Origin of the sequence: Salipiger sp. IMCC34102 (assembly GCF_004145405.1) — a bacterium.
GTDB lineage: Bacteria > Pseudomonadota > Alphaproteobacteria > Rhodobacterales > Rhodobacteraceae > Loktanella.
Map to the genome: position 1 here is coordinate 572,650 of NZ_SELQ01000001.1, position 19,021 is coordinate 591,670.

Genomic DNA, 19,021 nt, shown 5'->3' on the forward strand with positions numbered 1-19,021 from the left:
GGCGGTATCAGCCGCCAACGACCCGGGATGGCGTGCGGCGATGAGCGTTGCACGCCACAATTCATTCTCCGGGCGGGTGACGCGGTCGCCCGATGTATTTTGAACCAGGCGGGCCGTATGGCCTTGCAGGCACGGGGTGGCGAAGAGCATGGCGAAACGTTGGTATTCGGTTAGCGTTCTGTCGAACTTCGAGAAAAAGATCGCGGAGCAGATTCGCCAGAAGGCGGAAGAGCAGGACCTGACCGACCAGATCGACGAGGTTCTGGTGCCCACCGAAGAGGTGATCGAGATCCGCCGCAACAAGAAGGTCACGACCGAGCGGCGCTTCATGCCCGGCTACGTGCTGGTGCACATGGAACTCTCGGACGAGGCCTACCACCTTGTGAACTCGATCAACCGCGTGACCGGTTTCCTCGGCCCGCAGGGCCGTCCGATGCCGATGCGCGACGCAGAGGTGCAGGCGATCCTGGGCCGCGTCCAGGAAGGCGAGGACAGCCCGCGCACGCTGATCCACTTCGACATCGGCGAGAAGGTCAAGGTCAACGAAGGCCCGTTCGAGGACTTCGACGGCCTGGTCGAGGAAGTGGACGAAGAGAACCAGCGCCTGAAGGTGACGGTCTCGATCTTCGGCCGCGCGACCCCGGTCGAACTGGAATTCACTCAGGTCTCCAAGCAGGGCTGACGCCACGAGATCGGATCTCGAGCGGGGCTGGATAGCGCTCGATCCAACTGGCTGCGACGACCGGCCAGGGGAACCGAGACGTTGCGATTGTGTGCGCTGATTTTGAAAGCGCCTCTGCGTGATCGGCATCCCAGGACAAGCGGTCCATGGCGTTTGCAAGGCCGGCCACGACCACTCCGGAAGAGGTCGGTGGAATAAGAACTGCGCTGCGAGCGTCCACCAGTCTGGCCGGCCCTCCCCAGTCAAGACAGACGACCGGAACACCCATGCTCATCATTTCCTGAACCACGATGCCGTTCGCTTCGGCCAATGACGGAAAGATGAAACCTCGGTAAAGGTTAGCTCTCGCGATCAGATCGTCGTGGCTGATCCAGCCACGCAGGTGAACCCTGTTTTCCAGCCCAAGGCGCGATACCAGCGCTTTCAGTCGCGGCCCGTCCGGCCCCTCCCCGAAAATGTCGAGCGTGACGGGTTTCTGCGCTTTCGCGACTGCCTCGATCGCAAGATCATTGGCTTTCAGATCTATCAGGCGCCCGACCGATAGAAAGCGCAGATTTTCGCCTGAGTGGCTGACAGGCGCTCGGGCGGCAAAGCCTTCGGTAAGGCCGGAATCAGTTACATCGGCAATCAGATCTGGCGGAACACCAGCCCAGCGAAGGGCGGCTTCCGTTCGGTCTCCACCCGAGTTCAGCACGACATTTGCCCGCCGCTTGTCGCCGATGAGGCGGCCAACGATTGATTGGATTGGCCGATAAAGGTGTTGCTGGATCCGCGCAAATGCCGGCAATCGCGACAGAAAAGCTGGGGGAAAAAACAGGTTCCCGTTTAGCGGCCCGATTACGACCGTGGTGCCTTTGGCGAAAAACCGCGGTTCCACCGGGGAAATCGGGCACAAAAAATGCCAGAGGGCATTGTCCAGACCGGCAGCAAGAAGTTTTTGCTTGGCTTGAAGGTGAAAGTAGGGATTTACGAGACTTCGCAACGGCCGGATTCGCCAGAACGATTTAAAGATCGCGTCATCTTCGATGAAGAGGACACGCCCTACGGGAAAGTGACCTTCGATATCGGATCTGCATCGCGCGTGGCAGCAGAGAATCGCATCGTAACCGGTTTCCAGCAGGAACTGGAAGAACTGGTGGGCCTTGATCGCCTCGCCCCCCATGGTCAGGCTGGCATTCGGCGAAATAACTACAATTTTGGTCATGATCGACCGTCAAAAATTGCTTTAAATCAATTCGCTTTGGTTAGATCGTCCTGCAAAACCTGTCAACGCCGATGGGACGGGGCTGCGAGCGGCAGATCCCTCGGCCTTGGCGGCTCGGTGCGGGCACCCTTGCCAAAAGGTATGCTGGCAGGTATGCGGCGCGCTTGTCGGGATTTGCCCGGCATTCGCCGTGGGAGGCGAGGAGCGCGCGCGCACCGGACCGTACCACAGAACGCAAGACCCCTTGGTCGCGACCAAAGGGTGTTCAGAAGGAGAGGCCAGATGGCCAAGAAAGTCGTCGGAACGCTGAAGCTGCAGGTTCCTGCAGGCAGCGCCAAGCCCGCCCCGCCCGTGGGTCCTGCCCTGGGTCAGCGCGGCATCAACATCATGGAATTCTGCAAGGCGTTCAACGCCAAGACCGCGGACATGGAACAGGGTGCGCCCTGCCCGACCGTGATCACCTACTACGCGGACAAGTCCTTCTCGATGGACATCAAGACGCCGCCCGCGTCCTACTACATCAAGAAGGCCGCCAAGCTGCAGTCTGGCTCCAAGACCCCCGGCCGCGCCAGCGCGGGCTCCATCACCGGCAAGCAGGTCCGCGAGATCGCCGAGGCGAAGATGAAGGATCTGAACGCGACCTCCGTCGAGGGCGCAATGCTGATCATCGCGGGCTCCGCCCGCTCCATGGGCATCGAGGTGAAGTAATGGCAAAAGTTGGCAAACGCACCGCCGCGGCCCGCGAGCAGGTCAAGGGCAAGCAGGACATCTCGGTCGAAGAGGCCGTGTCGCTGATCAAGTCGAACGCCAAGGCGAAATTCGACGAGACCATCGAGATCTCGATGGTGCTGGGCGTCGATCCCCGTCACGCCGACCAGATGGTCCGTGGCACCGTGACCCTGCCCAACGGCACCGGCAAGACGGTCCGCGTGGCGGTCTTCGCCCGTGGCGACAAGGCCGAGGAAGCCAAGGCTGCCGGCGCCGATGTCGTCGGTGCCGAGGACCTGATGGAGCAGATCCAGGGCGGCAACATCAACTTCGACCGCTGCATCGCGACGCCCGACATGATGGGCATCGTCGGTCGCCTGGGCAAGATCCTGGGCCCGCGCAACCTGATGCCGAACCCCCGCGTCGGCACCGTGACGCCCGACGTCAAGCAGGCCGTCGAGGACGCCAAGGGCGGTCAGGTCCAGTTCAAGGCCGAGAAGGCCGGTGTGGTCCATGCCGGCATCGGCAAGGCCAGCTTCGACGCCAAGGCGATCGAGGAGAATGTGAAGGCCTTCGTCGATGCGGTCTCTAAGGCCAAGCCGACCGGCGCCAAGGGCACCTACATGAAGAAGGTCTCGCTGACCTCGACCATGGGTCCGGGCGTCTCCGTCGACATCGCGGACGCGACCGGCAACGCCTGATCGCATCGATCGAGGCACGATAGAGAGGGGCGGTCCTGCGAGGGGCCGCCCCTTTTTCGTCAGGGCAGGGCGGAGGCCGGGGCTTCGGGCGCCATGGTGAACAGCCCGAGCGATTCGAGGCCGACCAGCACCGCATCCACCGCGATGGTGGCCAGGATGATCCCCATGACGCGGCTGATGACGCTGATCCCCGTGTGGCCGATCAGTCGAAAGATGTAGGTCGCAAGGAACAGGAAGATCAGCGTCAGCAGCAGCACGGTGACCAGCAGCCCCGCGGTCACCGCCTGTTCCGCCAGCGTCTGCGTCCGGTTGTCGGTCAGCACCACGATCCCCAGCATCGCCCCGGGAGAGGCGATGGAGGGCATCGCCAGCGGAAAGACCGCCCCGGCAAGATGGTCCCGGTGTTTCTCGGCTTCCTCGATCTCGGTGTCGGATTTCGATTCGCCGAAGATCATCGTCAGCGCGAACAAGAACAACACGATCCCGCCCGCGATCTGGAACGACCCCAGCGCCAGCCCGATGCTTTCCAGCGCGAGCTGTCCCAGCACCAGGAACCCCAGCAGCACGACCCCGGCGATGCCCGTCGCGCGCAAGGCGAAGCGGCGGTGCAGGTGGCGCGGCACCGACGCGACGGCGAAGAGGAACACCGGGATCGACCCGATCGGATCGACCAGCACGAAGAGCGTGACGAATTCGCGGGCAAGGGCGGTCAGGTCCATCGGGCGCTCCGGTTTGGGGGCCCCCGCCATAGGGCCTCGGGCGGGGGATGTCATCTGCCGGCGCTTCGGGGTTCCCTTCCGGGCGGCCAGGCTTTAAGAGGCGCACTGCATCCCCCCGAAGCGATTCGGGGATCGGTGCATCGTCCTAGACGGTGGGTTGGCTGCAAGTCGTTAATTCCTGCCCGAGACGGGAAAGACCAGATTTGCCGGGATCTCCCGGTTTCGCTGGCTCCGCCCGTATCACGGACCGTGACTGACGGGGCGACCTCTTCTCCTCGTCAAAATGAGAGCCGGTGCGGGACCCCTCGCACCACAATTGGAGTGAAACTGTGGATAGAGCCCAAAAGGAAAAGCTGGTCGAGGAACTCGGTCAGATCTTTGAAAGCTCTGGCGTCGTCGTAGTGGCACACTACGAAGGCATGACAGTTGCCGAAATGCAGGACCTGCGCGCGCAAATGCGTGAAGCGGGCGGGTCCGTGCGCGTTGCCAAGAACAAGCTCGCCAAGATCGCCCTCGAAGGTAAGCCCTCGGCGTCCATCGCCGATTACCTGACGGGGATGACGGTTCTCGCCTATTCCGAAGACCCCGTCGCCGCGGCGAAGGTGGTCGATGCATACGCCAAGAAGAACGAGAAGCTCGTTGTTCTGGGTGGTGCCATGGGCGAGACTGCACTGGATCCAGCCGGTGTGAAGGCCGTTGCCGGGATGCCAAGCCGCGAGGAGCTCATCGCTTCCATCGTGGGTTGCATCGGGGCACCTGCCAGCAACATCGCCGGGGCCATTGGCGCGCCTGCTTCGAACATCGCGAGCATTCTTTCGACCATCGAAGAGAAAGCTGCTTAAGGCATCTCGATTGCGCGGGGCGCAAGCCCTGACGTTGGAACACATCAAGTAAACGGAAAGTAGTCAAATGGCTGATCTGAAGAAACTGGCAGAAGACATCGTTGGTCTGACCCTGCTGGAAGCACAAGAACTCAAGACGATCCTGAAGGACGAGTACGGCATCGAGCCCGCCGCTGGCGGCGCCGTCATGATGGCCGGTCCCGCGGGCGACGCCGGCGAAGCCGCCGAAGAGAAGACCGAATTCGACGTCGTTCTCAAGAACGCCGGCGCACAGAAGATCAACGTGATCAAGGAAGTGCGCGGCATCACCGGTCTGGGCCTGAAGGAAGCCAAGGACCTGGTCGAAGCCGGCGGCAAGGTCAAGGAAGGCGCGTCCAAAGCCGAAGCCGAAGAGATCAAGACCAAGCTGGAAGCAGCTGGTGCCGAGGTCGAGCTGGCCTAAGCCACTTCTGCCTTCGATCTGGAAGGGCCCGGTACGCGCAAACGTGCCGGGCTTTTTCGTGGGCGGAGGGTGCGATCAGGGGTGAGGATCAAACAGCAGGAAACCGTGAACATTCCCTTGAAATCTCGCGCGCCCCTTGCACTTTGGGCGAATCCCCTCTAGGTGGGCGATCTGACCCCCGAAGCCCGGCAAAAACCGACATCACAGACCTACACAGACCGCTTATCTCTCAAAGCGCCGATTTGCGCGCGTTTTGACAGGTAAGTTGATCGTTTCGAGTGAGATGTTTGGGCGCATCTCTGGAATGGAAACGATCCTGCCGCATGGGAAGCGCGCGTTGGTGACCCAGCCACCGCGTGTTTCGGCATTAAGAAAGGCCCCTTCCAGATGGCTCAATCGTACCTTGGTCAGAAGCGCCTGCGCAAGTATTACGGCAAAATCAACGAAGTGCTGGAGATGCCGAACCTCATCGAGGTTCAGAAATCCTCCTACGACCTGTTCCTGCGGTCCGGCGACGCCGAAGCCCCGCTCGACGGCGAGGGAATCAAGGGCGTCTTCCAGTCGGTCTTTCCGATCAAGGACTTCAACGAGACGGCGATCCTGGAATTCTCCAAGTACGAGCTGGAAAAGCCCAAGTACGACGTCGAGGAATGCCAGCAGCGCGACATGACCTACAGCGCGCCCCTGAAGGTGACGCTGCGACTGGTCGTGTTCGAGGTGGACGAGGACACGGGTAACAAGTCCGTCAAGGACATCAAGGAGCAGGACGTCTTCATGGGCGACATGCCCCTGATGACGCAGAACGGCACCTTCATCGTGAACGGGACCGAGCGGGTCATCGTGTCCCAGATGCACCGTTCGCCCGGCGTGTTCTTCGACCACGACAAGGGCAAGACGCACAGCTCGGGCAAGCTGCTGTTCGCCTGCCGGATCATTCCCTACCGCGGCTCCTGGCTGGACTTCGAGTTCGACGCCAAGGACCTGGTGTTCTGCCGCATCGACCGCCGCCGCAAGCTGCCCGTGACCACGCTTCTCTACGCGCTGGGTCTGGACCAGGAAGCGATCATGGATGCGTATTACGACACCGTCGAATACGCGCTCGACAAGAAGGCCAACGCCTGGACGACGAAGTTCTTCCCCGACCGCGTCCGCGGCACCCGTCCGACCTATGACCTGATCGACGCCAAGACCGGCGAAGTGATCGCCAAGGCCGGCGAGAAGGTGACCCCGCGCACCGTCAAGAAGCTCAAGGACGAAGGCACGGTCACCGACCTTCTGGTCCCCTACGAGCACATCCTGGGCAAGTTCGTCGCCCGCGACATCATCGACGAGAACACAGGCGCCATCTTTGTGGAAGCTGGCGACGAGTTGACGCTCGAGCGCGACAAGTCCGGCGACGTGATCGGCGGCACCCTGAAGGAGCTGATCGACGCCGGCGTCGACACGATCCCCGTGCTGGACATCGATAATGTCAACGTGGGCGCCTACATGCGCAACACGATGGCCTCCGACAAGAACATGAACCGCGAAACCGCGCTCATGGACATCTACCGCGTCATGCGCCCGGGTGAGCCGCCCACCGTCGACGCGGCCTCCGCCCTGTTCGACACGCTGTTCTTCGACGCCGACCGCTACGACCTGTCGGCCGTGGGCCGCGTGAAGATGAACATGCGCCTCGACCTCGATGCCGAGGACACCCAGCGCACCCTGCGCCGCGAGGACATCGTCGCCTGCATCAAGGCGCTGGTCGAACTGCGCGACGGCAAGGGCGACATCGACGACATCGACCACCTGGGCAACCGTCGCGTCCGCTCCGTCGGCGAGCTGATGGAGAACCAGTACCGTGTCGGCCTGCTGCGCATGGAGCGCGCCATCAAGGAGCGCATGTCGTCGGTCGAGATCGACACGGTGATGCCGCAGGACCTGATCAACGCCAAGCCCGCCGCGGCTGCGGTACGTGAATTCTTCGGCTCCTCGCAGCTGTCGCAGTTCATGGACCAGACCAACCCGCTGTCGGAAGTGACGCACAAGCGTCGTCTGTCGGCGCTCGGGCCGGGCGGCCTGACGCGCGAGCGTGCGGGCTTCGAGGTGCGCGACGTGCACCCGACGCACTACGGCCGCATGTGCCCGATCGAGACGCCGGAAGGGCCGAACATCGGTCTGATCAACTCGCTCGCCACCTTCGCGCGGGTGAACAAGTACGGCTTCATCGAAACGCCCTACCGCAAGGTTTCGGACGGCCGCGTCACCGACGACGTGTCCTACATGTCCGCTACCGAGGAGATGCGGCACACCGTGGCGCAGGCCAACGCCAACCTTACCGAAGAGGGCGGCTTCGAGAACGAGCTGGTCTCGACCCGCAAGAACGGTGACTACACCCTGTCCCCGCGCGAGAACGTGGACCTGATCGACGTCAGCCCCAAGCAGCTGGTCTCGGTCGCCGCTTCGCTGATCCCGTTCCTCGAGAACGACGACGCCAACCGCGCGCTGATGGGTTCGAACATGCAACGTCAGGCGGTGCCGCTTCTGCAGGCAGAGGCGCCGCTGGTTGGAACGGGCATCGAGGAAGTCGTGGCCCGGGACTCGGGGGCGGCCATCATGGCGCGCCGGGCCGGTGTCATCGACCAGGTCGACGCAAGCCGGATCGTTGTCCGCGCGACCTCCGACCTGGAGCTGGGCGACGCGGGCGTGGACATCTACCGCATGCGCAAGTTCCAGCGCTCGAACCAGAACACCTGCATCAACCAGCGCCCGCTGGTGAAGGTGGGCGACACGGTCCAGAAGGGCGAGGTCATCGCCGATGGTCCCTCCACCGACATGGGGGAACTGGCGCTTGGCAAGAACGTCGTCGTCGCCTTCATGCCCTGGAACGGCTACAACTACGAGGACTCGATCCTGATCTCGGAGCGGATCACCCGCGACGACGTCTTCACCTCGATCCACATCGAGGAATTCGAAGTCGCCGCCCGTGACACGAAGCTCGGGCCGGAAGAGATCACCCGCGACATCCCCAACGTCGGCGAGGAGGCCCTGCGCAACCTCGACGAGGCGGGCGTCGTCTACATCGGCGCCGAGGTCGGCCCGGCGGACATCCTGGTGGGCAAGATCACGCCCAAGGGTGAGTCGCCCATGACCCCGGAAGAGAAGCTCTTGCGCGCGATCTTCGGTGAAAAGGCTTCCGACGTGCGCGACACGTCGCTGCGCCTGCCGCCGGGGGATTTCGGCACGGTCGTCGAGGTGCGCGTCTTCAACCGCCACGGTGTGGAGAAGGACGAGCGCGCCCTGCAGATCGAGCGCGAAGAGGTCGAGCGCCTGTCCCGCGACCGCGACGACGAGTTGGCGATCCTGGATCGCAACATCTACGCCCGTCTGCGCGACATGATCATGGGCAAGGAAGTCGTCAAAGGTCCCAAGGGCATCAAGGCCGGTACCGTCGTCTCGGAAGAGACGCTGGACGGTCTGTCCCGCGGCCAATGGTGGCAGCTTGCGCTGAAGGACGAATCCGACGCGCAGGTGGTCGAGGCCCTGAACGAGCAGTACGAGGCGCAGAAGAAGACCCTCGACGCGCGCTTCGAGGACAAGGTCGAGAAGGTGCGTCGCGGCGACGATCTGCCGCCGGGTGTCATGAAGATGGTCAAGGTCTTCGTCGCGGTGAAGCGCAAGCTGCAGCCCGGCGACAAGATGGCCGGTCGTCACGGCAACAAGGGCGTGATCTCGAAGGTGGTGCCGATGGAGGACATGCCGTTCCTCGCCGACGGCACCCCGGTCGACTTCTGTCTGAACCCGCTGGGCGTGCCGAGCCGGATGAACGTCGGTCAGATCCTCGAGACCCACATGGGCTGGGCCGCGCGCGGTCTGGGCCTGCAGGTCGACGAGGCGCTGGACGACTACCGCCGCCAAGGTGACATGACCCCGGTCAAGGAAGCGCTGCGGATCGCCTACGGTGACGACGTCTACGACGAGGGCTTCGAGGGCATGGACGACGAGGCCATGCTGGAAGCCGCGGGCAACGTGGTGCGCGGTGTTCCGATCGCCACGCCCGTCTTCGACGGCGCGAAGGAGGCCGACGTCAACGACAGCCTCAAGCGCGCGGGCTTCGACACCTCCGGCCAGTCGGTGCTGTTCGACGGGCGCACCGGTGAGCAGTTCAGCCGCAAGGTGACGGTGGGCGTGAAGTACCTTCTGAAGCTGCACCATCTCGTGGACGACAAGATCCACGCGCGCTCGACCGGGCCCTACAGCCTCGTCACCCAGCAGCCGCTCGGTGGTAAGGCGCAGTTCGGTGGTCAGCGCTTCGGCGAGATGGAGGTCTGGGCGCTGGAAGCCTACGGCGCCGCCTACACCCTGCAGGAGATGCTGACGGTGAAGTCGGACGACGTGGCGGGCCGGACCAAGGTCTACGAGAGCATCGTCAAGGGCGAGGACAACTTCGAAGCCGGCGTGCCGGAATCGTTCAACGTGCTCGTCAAAGAAGTCCGGGGCCTCGGCCTCAACATGGAACTCCTGGATGCGGAGGAGGAGGAATAGGAATTTCCGACCCGAAATTCCCGGGGGGTGAGGGCCGATCGGTCCTCGTCCCCCGCCTCATCCCGACGCACCCCAATTCAAGGAATTGAAGATGAACCAGGAACTCACGAACAACCCGTTCAACCCTGTCGCCCCGGTGAAGACCTTCGACGAGATCAAGGTCTCGCTCGCGTCCCCGGAACGGATCCTCAGCTGGTCCTTCGGCGAGATCAAGAAGCCCGAGACGATCAACTACCGCACGTTCAAGCCCGAGCGTGACGGCCTGTTCTGCGCGCGTATCTTCGGTCCGATCAAGGACTACGAGTGCCTTTGCGGCAAGTACAAGCGCATGAAGTATCGCGGCGTCGTCTGCGAGAAGTGCGGCGTGGAAGTCACGTTGCAGAAGGTCCGCCGCGAGCGCATGGGCCACATCGAGCTGGCCGCCCCCGTCGCGCACATCTGGTTCCTCAAGTCGCTGCCCAGCCGCATCGGCCTGATGCTGGACATGACGCTGCGCGACCTCGAGCGGATCCTCTACTTCGAGAACTACGTCGTGATCGAACCGGGTCTGACGGATCTGACCTACGGTCAGCTGATGACCGAGGAAGAGTACAACGACGCTCAGGACGCCTATGGCGCCGACGCCTTCCAGGCGAACATCGGGGCCGAGGCCATCCGCGAAATGCTGGCCCAGATCGACCTCGAAGCCGAGGCCGAGAAGCTGCGCGAGGAGCTGAAGGAAGCTACCGGCGAGCTGAAGCCCAAGAAGATCATCAAGCGCCTGAAGATCGTCGAGAACTTCATCGATTCGGGCAACCGGCCCGAGTGGATGGTCCTGACCGTGATCCCCGTGATCCCGCCCGAGCTGCGCCCGCTGGTGCCGCTGGACGGCGGCCGCTTCGCGACCTCGGACCTCAACGACCTCTATCGCCGGGTCATCAACCGCAACAACCGTCTCAAGCGGCTTATCGAGCTGCGCGCGCCCGACATCATCGTGCGCAACGAGAAGCGAATGCTGCAGGAATCCGTGGACGCGCTCTTCGACAACGGCCGCCGCGGCCGCGTCATCACGGGCGCCAACAAGCGCCCGCTGAAGTCGCTCTCCGACATGTTGAAGGGCAAGCAGGGCCGCTTCCGCCAGAACCTTCTGGGCAAGCGGGTCGACTTCTCGGGCCGGTCCGTGATCGTGACCGGACCGGAGCTGAAGCTGCATCAGTGCGGCTTGCCCAAGAAGATGGCGCTCGAACTGTTCAAGCCGTTCATCTACTCGCGGCTCGAGGCGAAGGGCCTGTCGTCCACCGTCAAGCAGGCCAAGAAGCTGGTCGAGAAAGAGCGTCCCGAGGTCTGGGACATCCTCGACGAGGTGATCCGCGAACACCCCGTGATGCTGAACCGGGCGCCGACGCTGCACCGTCTGGGCATTCAGGCTTTTGAGCCCGTGCTCATCGAAGGCAAGGCGATCCAGCTGCACCCGCTCGTCTGCTCGGCTTTCAACGCCGACTTCGACGGTGACCAGATGGCCGTCCACGTGCCGCTGTCGCTGGAAGCCCAGCTGGAAGCACGCGTCCTGATGATGTCCACGAACAACGTGCTGTCGCCCGCCAACGGTGCGCCGATCATCGTGCCGTCGCAGGACATGATCCTGGGTCTCTACTACACTACGATCCAGCGGGCCGGCATGAAGGGCGAAGGCATGTCCTTCGGCTCCATCGACGAGGTCGAGCACGCCTTGACCGCCGGGGCCGTGCACCTGCACGCCAAGATCACCGCGCGGATTGCCCAGATCGACGACGAGGGCAACGAGGTGATGGAGCGGGTGGAGACCACCCCGGGCCGTCTGCGCCTGGGCGCGCTTCTGCCGCTCAACGCCAAGGCCCCCTTCAGCCTGGTGAACCGTCTGCTGCGCAAGAAAGAGGTGCAGCAGGTCATCGACACCGTCTACCGCTACTGCGGCCAGAAGGAATCGGTCATCTTCTGCGACCAGATCATGACGATGGGCTTCCGCGAGGCCTTCAAGGCCGGGATCTCCTTCGGCAAGGACGACATGGTCATCCCCGAGACGAAGTGGGACCTGGTGGGCGAGACCCGCGAGCAGGTGAAGGACTTCGAACAGCAGTACATGGACGGCCTGATCACCCAGGGCGAGAAGTACAACAAGGTGGTCGATGCCTGGTCGAAGGCCAACGACAAGGTCACAGACGCCATGATGTCCACCATCAGCCAGGCCGGCACCGAAGAGGACGGGTCGGAAGCCGAGCCGAACTCGGTCTACATGATGGCCCACTCCGGCGCCCGTGGCTCGGTCACGCAGATGAAGCAGCTGGGCGGCATGCGCGGCCTGATGGCCAAGCCCTCGGGTGAGATCATCGAGACGCCGATCATCTCGAACTTCAAGGAAGGTCTGACCGTGCTCGAGTACTTCAACTCGACCCACGGTGCCCGGAAGGGTCTGTCGGACACCGCTCTGAAGACGGCGAACTCGGGCTACCTGACCCGCCGCCTGGTGGACGTGGCCCAGGACTGCATCGTGCGCGAGCACGACTGCGGCACCGAGCGTGCGATCACCGCGGAAGCGGCCGTCAACGACGGAGAGATCGTCTCCTCGCTGGCCGAGCGCGTGCTGGGCCGGGTCTCGGCCGACCAGGTCCTCAAGCCCGGCACCGACGAGGTGCTGGTCGAAGCGGGCGAGCTGATCGACGAGCGCAAGGCCGACCTGATCGACATGGCCGCCGTGACCAAGATGCGCATCCGCTCTCCGCTGACCTGCGAGGCCGAGGATGGCGTCTGCGCCATGTGCTACGGTCGCGACCTGGCGCGCGGCACGCAGGTGAACATCGGCGAGGCCGTCGGCATCATCGCGGCGCAGTCCATCGGTGAACCCGGCACCCAGCTGACGATGCGGACCTTCCACATCGGCGGCGTCGCACAGGGGGGTCAGCAGTCCTTCCTGGAAGCCAGCCAGCCCGGCAAGATCGAGTTCCGCAACGCGGCCCTGCTCGAGAACACCGCCGGAGAGCAGGTCGCGATGGGCCGGAACATGGTCCTTGCGATCGTGGACGACAACGGCGTCGAGCGGGCCAACCACAAGGTCGGCTACGGCACCAAGATCTTCGTCAAGGAAGGTCAGGACGTCCACCGCGGCGACAAGCTGTTCGAATGGGACCCCTACACCCTGCCGATCATCGCCGAGAAGGCCGGCAAGGCGAAATACGTGGACCTGGTGAACGGCATCGCCGTGCGCGAGGACACCGACGACGCCACCGGCATGACGCAGCGGATCGTCGCGGACTGGCGCGCGGCCCCCAAGGGCAACGAGTTGGCCCCGAAGATCATCATTGCGGACGCCGACGGCGAGCCGGTGATGAAGGACGACGGCAACCCCGTCTCCTACGCGATGTCGGTGGATGCGGTCCTGTCCGTCGAGGACGGCGAGGACATCCAGGCCGGTGACGTGATCGCGCGCATCCCGCGCGAAGGCGCCAAGACCAAGGACATCACCGGTGGTCTGCCGCGTGTGGCCGAACTCTTCGAGGCACGTCGCCCGAAGGATCACGCCATCATCGCGGAAATCGACGGCTACGTGCGCTTCGGCAAGGACTATAAAAACAAGCGTCGCATCGCGATCGAGTCCGCCGAGGATCCGGACACCAAGGTCGAGTACATGGTGCCCAAGGGCAAGCACATCCCGGTGGCTGAAGGCGACTTCATCCAGAAGGGTGACTACATCATGGACGGCAACCCGGCCCCGCACGACATTCTTGCGGTCATGGGTGTCGAGGCGCTGGCCGAGTACATGATCGACGAGGTCCAGGACGTCTATCGCCTGCAAGGTGTGCGCATCAACGACAAGCACATCGAGGTGATCGTCCGCCAGATGCTCCAGAAGTGGGAGATCCAGGACAGCGGCGACACCACGCTGCTGAAGGGCGAGACCGTGGACAAGGCCGAGTTCGACGAGGCCAACGCCCGCGCGATCTCGCGCGATGGACGCCCGGCGACGGGCGAGCCGATCCTGCTGGGCATCACCAAGGCAAGCTTGCAGACCCGCAGCTTCATCTCGGCGGCGTCCTTCCAGGAAACGACGCGGGTGCTGACCGAAAGCTCGGTCATGGGCAAGCGTGACAAGCTGGTGGGCCTCAAGGAGAACGTCATCGTCGGCCGCCTGATCCCGGCGGGCACCGGTGGTGCGACCAGCCGCGTGCGCAAGGTGGCCTCCGACCGCGACAACGTCGTGATCGAGGCGCGCCGCGAGGAGGCCGAGAAGGCCGCGGCCCTCGCCGCCCCGGTGGAAGATCCCGCCGGCGACGTGGTGGGAGGTGACGAGTTCGACACGATGATCGTCGACACGCCCGAAAGCCGCGACGAGTAAGCGGCGCCGCAGGACATGCGACAGGCCCCCGGATCCGTTCCGGGGGCCTTTTGCGTTTGCAGGGCGCGACGCCGGCGTTAGGCTCGACCCGAGGGAGGGCCGCATGACCGACGATCCGCACCACACGCTCGATTACGTCGAATACACCTCGCCGGACCTGGACCGGACGAAGGACTTCATGGCCGCGGCCTTCGGCTGGTCCTTCGTGGACTACGGGCCGGATTACGCCGACATCCAGGGGGCCGGGATCGGTGGCGGCGTCGAACGCGGTGCGGGGCGTGCGCCCTTGCCCGTCGTGCGTTCCACCGATCTGGATGCCAGCTACGCCGCGGTGAAGGCCGCCGGTGGAGAGATCACGCGCGGGATCTTCAGCTTCCCCGGTGGCCGCCGGTTCCAGTTCCGCGAGCCCGGCGGCACCGAGATGGCGGTCTGGATCACCGCCGACTGATCTGGCGCCCCGCGACAGGCCCTGATACGGCTTGGCGCATGGCACTGTCCGACAACATGCGCGGCGCGTTCCTGATGGCGGCCGGGATGACGGCCTTCACGGTCAACGACGCCTTCGTCAAGACGCTGGGCGGGGACGTTCCGCTGTTCCAGATCCTGTTCCTGCGCGGCATCGGCGTGACGCTGGGCCTGCTGGCGCTTTCGGTCGCGCTCGGCCAGCTTCGGCTCGAGCAGTCGCGCGCGGACTGGGGCCTAATCGGGGTCCGGTCGCTCGCCGAGGCCTTCGGGGCGTTCTTCTTCGTGACCGCCCTGTTCAACATGCCCATCGCCAATGTCAGCGCGATCCTGCAGGCCCTGCCGCTGACCGTGGCGCTCGGCGGCGCGCTGTGGCTGAAGGAGCCCTTGGGCTGGCGGCGGATGACCGCGATCCTCGTGGGCTTCGCGGGGGTCCTGCTCATCGTCCGCCCCGGCGGCGCGGACTTCAACATCTTCGCCGTCAGCGCGCTGGCGACGGTGCTGTGCGTGACGGTGCGCGACCTCGTGGTGCGGCGGATGTCCGCGACGGTGCCATCGGTGCTGATCTCGCTCAGCGCCTCGGTCGTGGTGATGACAAGCGCGGGGGCGGCCTCGATCTTCGTCGACTGGACGCCGGTCTCGGGTCGGCAGGGGGTGATGCTGGGCGGTGCGACGCTGTCGCTGATCGGCGGCTACATCTTCTCGGTCGCGGCCATGCGTGTGGGCGAGATCGGCTTCGTGGCGCCCTTCCGCTACACCAGCCTGCTGGTGGCGCTCCTCATCGGCGTGGTCTTCTTCGACGAGGTCCCCCGTGCGCTGACCCTGGTCGGGGCGGGAATCGTCGTGGCCACCGGGCTTTTCACCCTGTGGCGCGAACGCCAGATCCGCCTGCGCCGCCGGGTGATCCCCGACCGGATCCGCTAGGCGGGGCAGGGGGTGCGCGGTCCGCCGCGGGCGCTGTTGACACCCTATCCCGCGCGGCCTATACGGCGCGCATCCGGGTCCGGGGGGCAGTCCCCCTTTGTCCGATATCAATGTCGTCGTGGTCAAGAACCGGGCTAATGCTGTCCCCGTTCCTCTGTAACCTCACCGCACCGAACCTCCGGTAAGGGTTCGACTGCGGAACTTTCGTGCTTTGCGCACGTGAAATCCATCGCGCCGCAGGCGTGTGAACCAAACCGTGCGGGGCCGGTCCCTGCGTACCAGTGAAAGAATAGGGAAAACCGCCCCATGCCAACGATCCAGCAGCTGATCCGCAAGCCGCGCCAGCCCAAAGTCGCCCGGTCGAAGTCGATGCACCTTGAAGGATGCCCGCAGAAGCGCGGCGTCTGCACCCGCGTCTACACCACCACCCCGAAGAAGCCGAACTCGGCCATGCGGAAGGTCGCCAAGGTGCGCCTGACCAACGGCTACGAGGTCATCAGCTACATCCCCGGTGAATCGCACAACCTGCAGGAACACTCGGTCGTGCTGATCCGCGGCGGCCGTGTGAAAGACCTTCCCGGTGTGCGCTACCACATCCTGCGCGGCGTGCTCGACACGCAAGGCGTGAAGGACCGCAAGCAGCGTCGCTCGAAGTACGGCGCCAAGCGTCCGAAGTAACGCGCCAGCGTCATCCCGGCCTGGTGCCGGGATCCCGTTCCCTTCACGTGGCCCCGGATCAGGTCCGGGGCGCCCGCCCGAAAAGAGAGACACACACTATGTCACGCCGCCACGCCGCCGAAAAACGCGAAGTCCTGCCCGACGCCAAGTTCGGCGATACCGTTCTGACCAAGTTCATGAACAACCTCATGATCGACGGCAAGAAAGCCGTCGCCGAGCGGATCGTCTACAACGCCTTCGACCGGGTCGAGGACAAGCTCAAGAAATCCCCCGTCGAGGTTTTCCACGAGTGCCTCGACAACATCAAACCCTCGGTCGAGGTCCGCTCGCGCCGCGTCGGTGGTGCGACCTACCAGGTCCCCGTCGAGGTGCGCCCCGAGCGCCGCGAGGCGCTGGCGATCCGCTGGCTCATCGCCGCCGCCAAGAAGCGCAACGAGAACACCATGGAAGAGCGCCTCGCCGGCGAGCTTCTGGACGCGGTCAACGGTCGTGGCACGGCCGTGAAGAAGCGCGAAGACACCCACAAGATGGCCGACGCGAACAAAGCGTTCAGCCACTACCGCTGGTAATTCAGGAGCACCACGAAGATGGCACGCGACTATCCCCTCTCACGGTACCGCAACTTCGGTATCATGGCGCACATCGACGCGGGCAAGACGACCTGCTCGGAGCGCATTCTTTTCTACACCGGCAAGTCCCACAACATCGGTGAGGTCCACGACGGCGCCGCCACCATGGACTGGATGGAGCAGGAGCAGGAGCGTGGCATCACGATCACCTCCGCTGCGACCACGACCTTCTGGCAGCGCCAGGAAGAGCCGACCGCCGATGGCACGTCCGACACCAAGTTCCGGATGAACATCATCGACACCCCCGGCCACGTCGATTTCACCATCGAGGTGGAGCGTTCGCTCGCCGTTCTCGACGGGGCCGTCTGCGTGCTGGACGCCAACGCCGGTGTCGAGCCCCAGACCGAAACCGTCTGGCGCCAGGCCGACCGCTACAAGGTCCCGCGCATGGTGTTCGTCAACAAGATGGACAAGATCGGCGCCGACTTCTTCAACTGCGTCCGCATGATCGAGGACCGCACCGGTGCGAAGGCCGTGCCGATCGCATTCCCCATCGGCGCCGAGAACGAGCTCGAAGGTCTCGTCGACCTGGTCACCATGGAAGAGTGGGTCTGGGAAGGTGAAGACCTGGGCGCGTCCTGGATCAAGAAGCCGATCCGCGACAGCCTCAAGGCGCAGGCCGACGAATGGCGCGGCAAGATGATCGAGGCGGCCGTCGAGGAAGACGACGACGCGATGATGGCCTACCTCGACGGGGAAGAGCCCGACGTCGACACCCTGCGCAAGCTGCTGCGCAAGGGCACGCTGGCGCTGCACTTCGTCCCGGTCCTGGGTGGCTCGGCCTTCAAGAACAAGGGCGTCCAGCCCCTGCTCAACGCCGTGATCGACTACCTGCCCAGCCCGATGGACGTGGTCGACTACATGGGCTTCAAGCCCGGCGACGAGACCGAAACCCGCAACATCCCGCGCCGCGCGGACGACGACATGCCCTTCGCGGGCCTGGCGTTCAAGATCATGAACGACCCCTTCGTGGGCTCGCTCACGTTCACCCGCGTCTACTCGGGCGTTCTGGCCAAGGGCGACAATTTGCTCAACTCCACCAAGGGTGGCAAGGAGCGCGTCGGCCGCATGATGATGATGCACTCCAACAACCGCGAGGAAATCAACGAAGCCTTCGCGGGCGACATCATCGCGCTGGGTGGCCTGAAGAACACCACCACCGGTGACACCCTGTGCGACCCGCAGGATCCGGTCGTGCTGGAAACGATGACCTTCCCCGATCCCGTGATCGAGATCGCCGTCGAGCCCAAGACCAAGGCCGACCAGGAAAAGATGGGCATTGCCCTTCAGCGCCTGGCCGCCGAGGATCCGTCCTTCCGGGTGGAAACCGACCTCGAGTCCGGTCAGACCATCATGAAGGGCATGGGCGAATTGCACCTCGACATCCTGGTCGACCGCATGAAGCGCGAGTTCAAGGTCGAGGCCAACATCGGTGCCCCTCAGGTCGCCTACCGCGAGACCATCGGTCACGCCGTCGAGCACACCTACACCCACAAGAAGCAGTCGGGCGGGTCCGGTCAGTTCGGCGAGGTGAAGCTGAACATCCTGCCGACCGAGCCGGGCGAGGGGTACTCGTTCGAGAGCAAGATCGTCGGTGGTGCGGTTCCGAAGGAATACGTGCCGGGCGTCGAGAAGGGCATCAAGTCGGTCATGGACTCCGGTCCGCTGGCGGGCTTCCCGGTCATCGACTTCAAGGTCGAGCTCCTGGACGGCAAGTTCCACGACGTGGACTCCAGCGTGCTGGCCTTCGAGATCGCGGCGCGGATGTGCATGCGCGAAGGCATGCGCAAGGCCGGGGCCAAGCTGCTGGAACCGATCATGAAGGTCGAGGTCGTGACCCCGGAGGAATACACCGGCGGGATCATCGGCGACCTGACCTCGCGTCGGGGCATGGTGCAGGGCCAGGACAGCCGCGGCAACGCGAACGTCATCGACGCCATGGTGCCGCTGGCCAACATGTTCGGCTACATCAACACGCTGCGCTCGATGTCCTCGGGCCGCGCGCAGTTCTCGATGCAGTTCGACCACTACGAGCCGGTGCCGCAGAACATCTCGGAAGAGATCCAGAAGAAGTTCGCGTAATTCCGCGACACGGACGTCCCGGACCTGGTCCGGGACCTCTGACCCCATTGCGCCCTTGGGTCCCGGACATGCT

14 protein-coding genes are annotated in these 19,021 nt (G+C 64.2%); 12 read left to right on the forward strand and 2 right to left on the reverse strand.

The window, feature by feature from the left end:
• Positions 1-148 precede the first annotated feature (148 nt).
• On the forward strand, positions 149-682 hold the full coding sequence (gene nusG / locus EU805_RS02975) for a transcription termination/antitermination protein NusG (protein ID WP_129762447.1): 534 nt from the start codon (positions 149-151) through the stop codon (positions 680-682).
• Here nusG and EU805_RS02980 read toward each other — a convergent pair.
• Positions 657-1,886: a glycosyltransferase family 4 protein gene (locus EU805_RS02980; protein ID WP_129762448.1), complete on the reverse strand. Its 1,230-nt coding sequence runs from the start codon at positions 1,884-1,886 to the stop codon at positions 657-659. The genes nusG and EU805_RS02980 overlap by 26 nt on opposite strands.
• Before the next feature lie 282 nt (positions 1,887-2,168).
• On the opposite strand from EU805_RS02980, the gene rplK reads away from it, so the two are divergent.
• The gene (gene rplK, locus EU805_RS02985) at positions 2,169-2,594 is read left to right on the forward strand and encodes a 50S ribosomal protein L11 (RefSeq protein WP_129762449.1); all 426 of its coding nucleotides are present in this window, start codon (positions 2,169-2,171) and stop codon (positions 2,592-2,594) included.
• Positions 2,594-3,295, forward strand: coding sequence for a 50S ribosomal protein L1 (gene rplA, locus EU805_RS02990; protein ID WP_129762450.1), 702 nt, complete (start codon positions 2,594-2,596; stop codon positions 3,293-3,295). Before rplK ends, rplA begins: the two co-directional genes overlap by 1 nt.
• Positions 3,296-3,354: 59 nt before the next feature.
• Here the strand turns inward: rplA and EU805_RS02995 are convergent, their stop codons facing one another.
• Positions 3,355-4,014: a MarC family protein gene (locus EU805_RS02995; RefSeq protein WP_129762451.1), complete on the reverse strand. Its 660-nt coding sequence runs from the start codon at positions 4,012-4,014 to the stop codon at positions 3,355-3,357.
• A gap of 329 nt (positions 4,015-4,343) precedes the next feature.
• Here EU805_RS02995 and rplJ point away from each other — a divergent pair, with 329 nt between their 5' ends.
• The 9 genes from rplJ (at position 4,344) to fusA (ending at position 18,948) form a co-directional block, all read left to right on the forward strand.
• Positions 4,344-4,856 (forward strand): 50S ribosomal protein L10, encoded by a 513-nt coding sequence (gene rplJ / locus EU805_RS03000; RefSeq protein ID WP_129762452.1) that lies wholly within the window; start codon positions 4,344-4,346, stop codon positions 4,854-4,856.
• A gap of 67 nt (positions 4,857-4,923) precedes the next feature.
• Positions 4,924-5,298, forward strand: a complete 375-nt coding sequence (gene rplL / locus EU805_RS03005; RefSeq protein ID WP_129762453.1) for a 50S ribosomal protein L7/L12 — start codon at positions 4,924-4,926, stop codon at positions 5,296-5,298.
• 387 nt (positions 5,299-5,685) lie between these two features.
• Positions 5,686-9,825 (forward strand): DNA-directed RNA polymerase subunit beta, encoded by a 4,140-nt coding sequence (rpoB, locus tag EU805_RS03010; protein ID WP_129762454.1) that lies wholly within the window; start codon positions 5,686-5,688, stop codon positions 9,823-9,825.
• Between the two features lie 91 nt (positions 9,826-9,916).
• Entirely contained in the window at positions 9,917-14,173 is a 4,257-nt protein-coding gene (rpoC, locus tag EU805_RS03015) for a DNA-directed RNA polymerase subunit beta' (RefSeq protein WP_129762455.1), read from the forward strand.
• 103 nt (positions 14,174-14,276) lie between these two features.
• Positions 14,277-14,621, forward strand: coding sequence for a VOC family protein (locus tag EU805_RS03020; RefSeq protein WP_129762456.1), 345 nt, complete (start codon positions 14,277-14,279; stop codon positions 14,619-14,621).
• 38 nt (positions 14,622-14,659) lie between these two features.
• On the forward strand, positions 14,660-15,559 hold the full coding sequence (locus EU805_RS03025) for a DMT family transporter (protein WP_129762457.1): 900 nt from the start codon (positions 14,660-14,662) through the stop codon (positions 15,557-15,559).
• A gap of 306 nt (positions 15,560-15,865) precedes the next feature.
• Positions 15,866-16,237 (forward strand): 30S ribosomal protein S12, encoded by a 372-nt coding sequence (gene rpsL / locus EU805_RS03030; protein ID WP_129762458.1) that lies wholly within the window; start codon positions 15,866-15,868, stop codon positions 16,235-16,237.
• 98 nt (positions 16,238-16,335) lie between these two features.
• On the forward strand, positions 16,336-16,806 hold the full coding sequence (gene rpsG, locus EU805_RS03035) for a 30S ribosomal protein S7 (protein WP_129762459.1): 471 nt from the start codon (positions 16,336-16,338) through the stop codon (positions 16,804-16,806).
• Positions 16,807-16,824: 18 nt separating this feature from the next.
• Entirely contained in the window at positions 16,825-18,948 is a 2,124-nt protein-coding gene (fusA, locus tag EU805_RS03040; protein WP_129762460.1) for an elongation factor G, read from the forward strand.
• Positions 18,949-19,021: the final 73 nt, after the last annotated feature.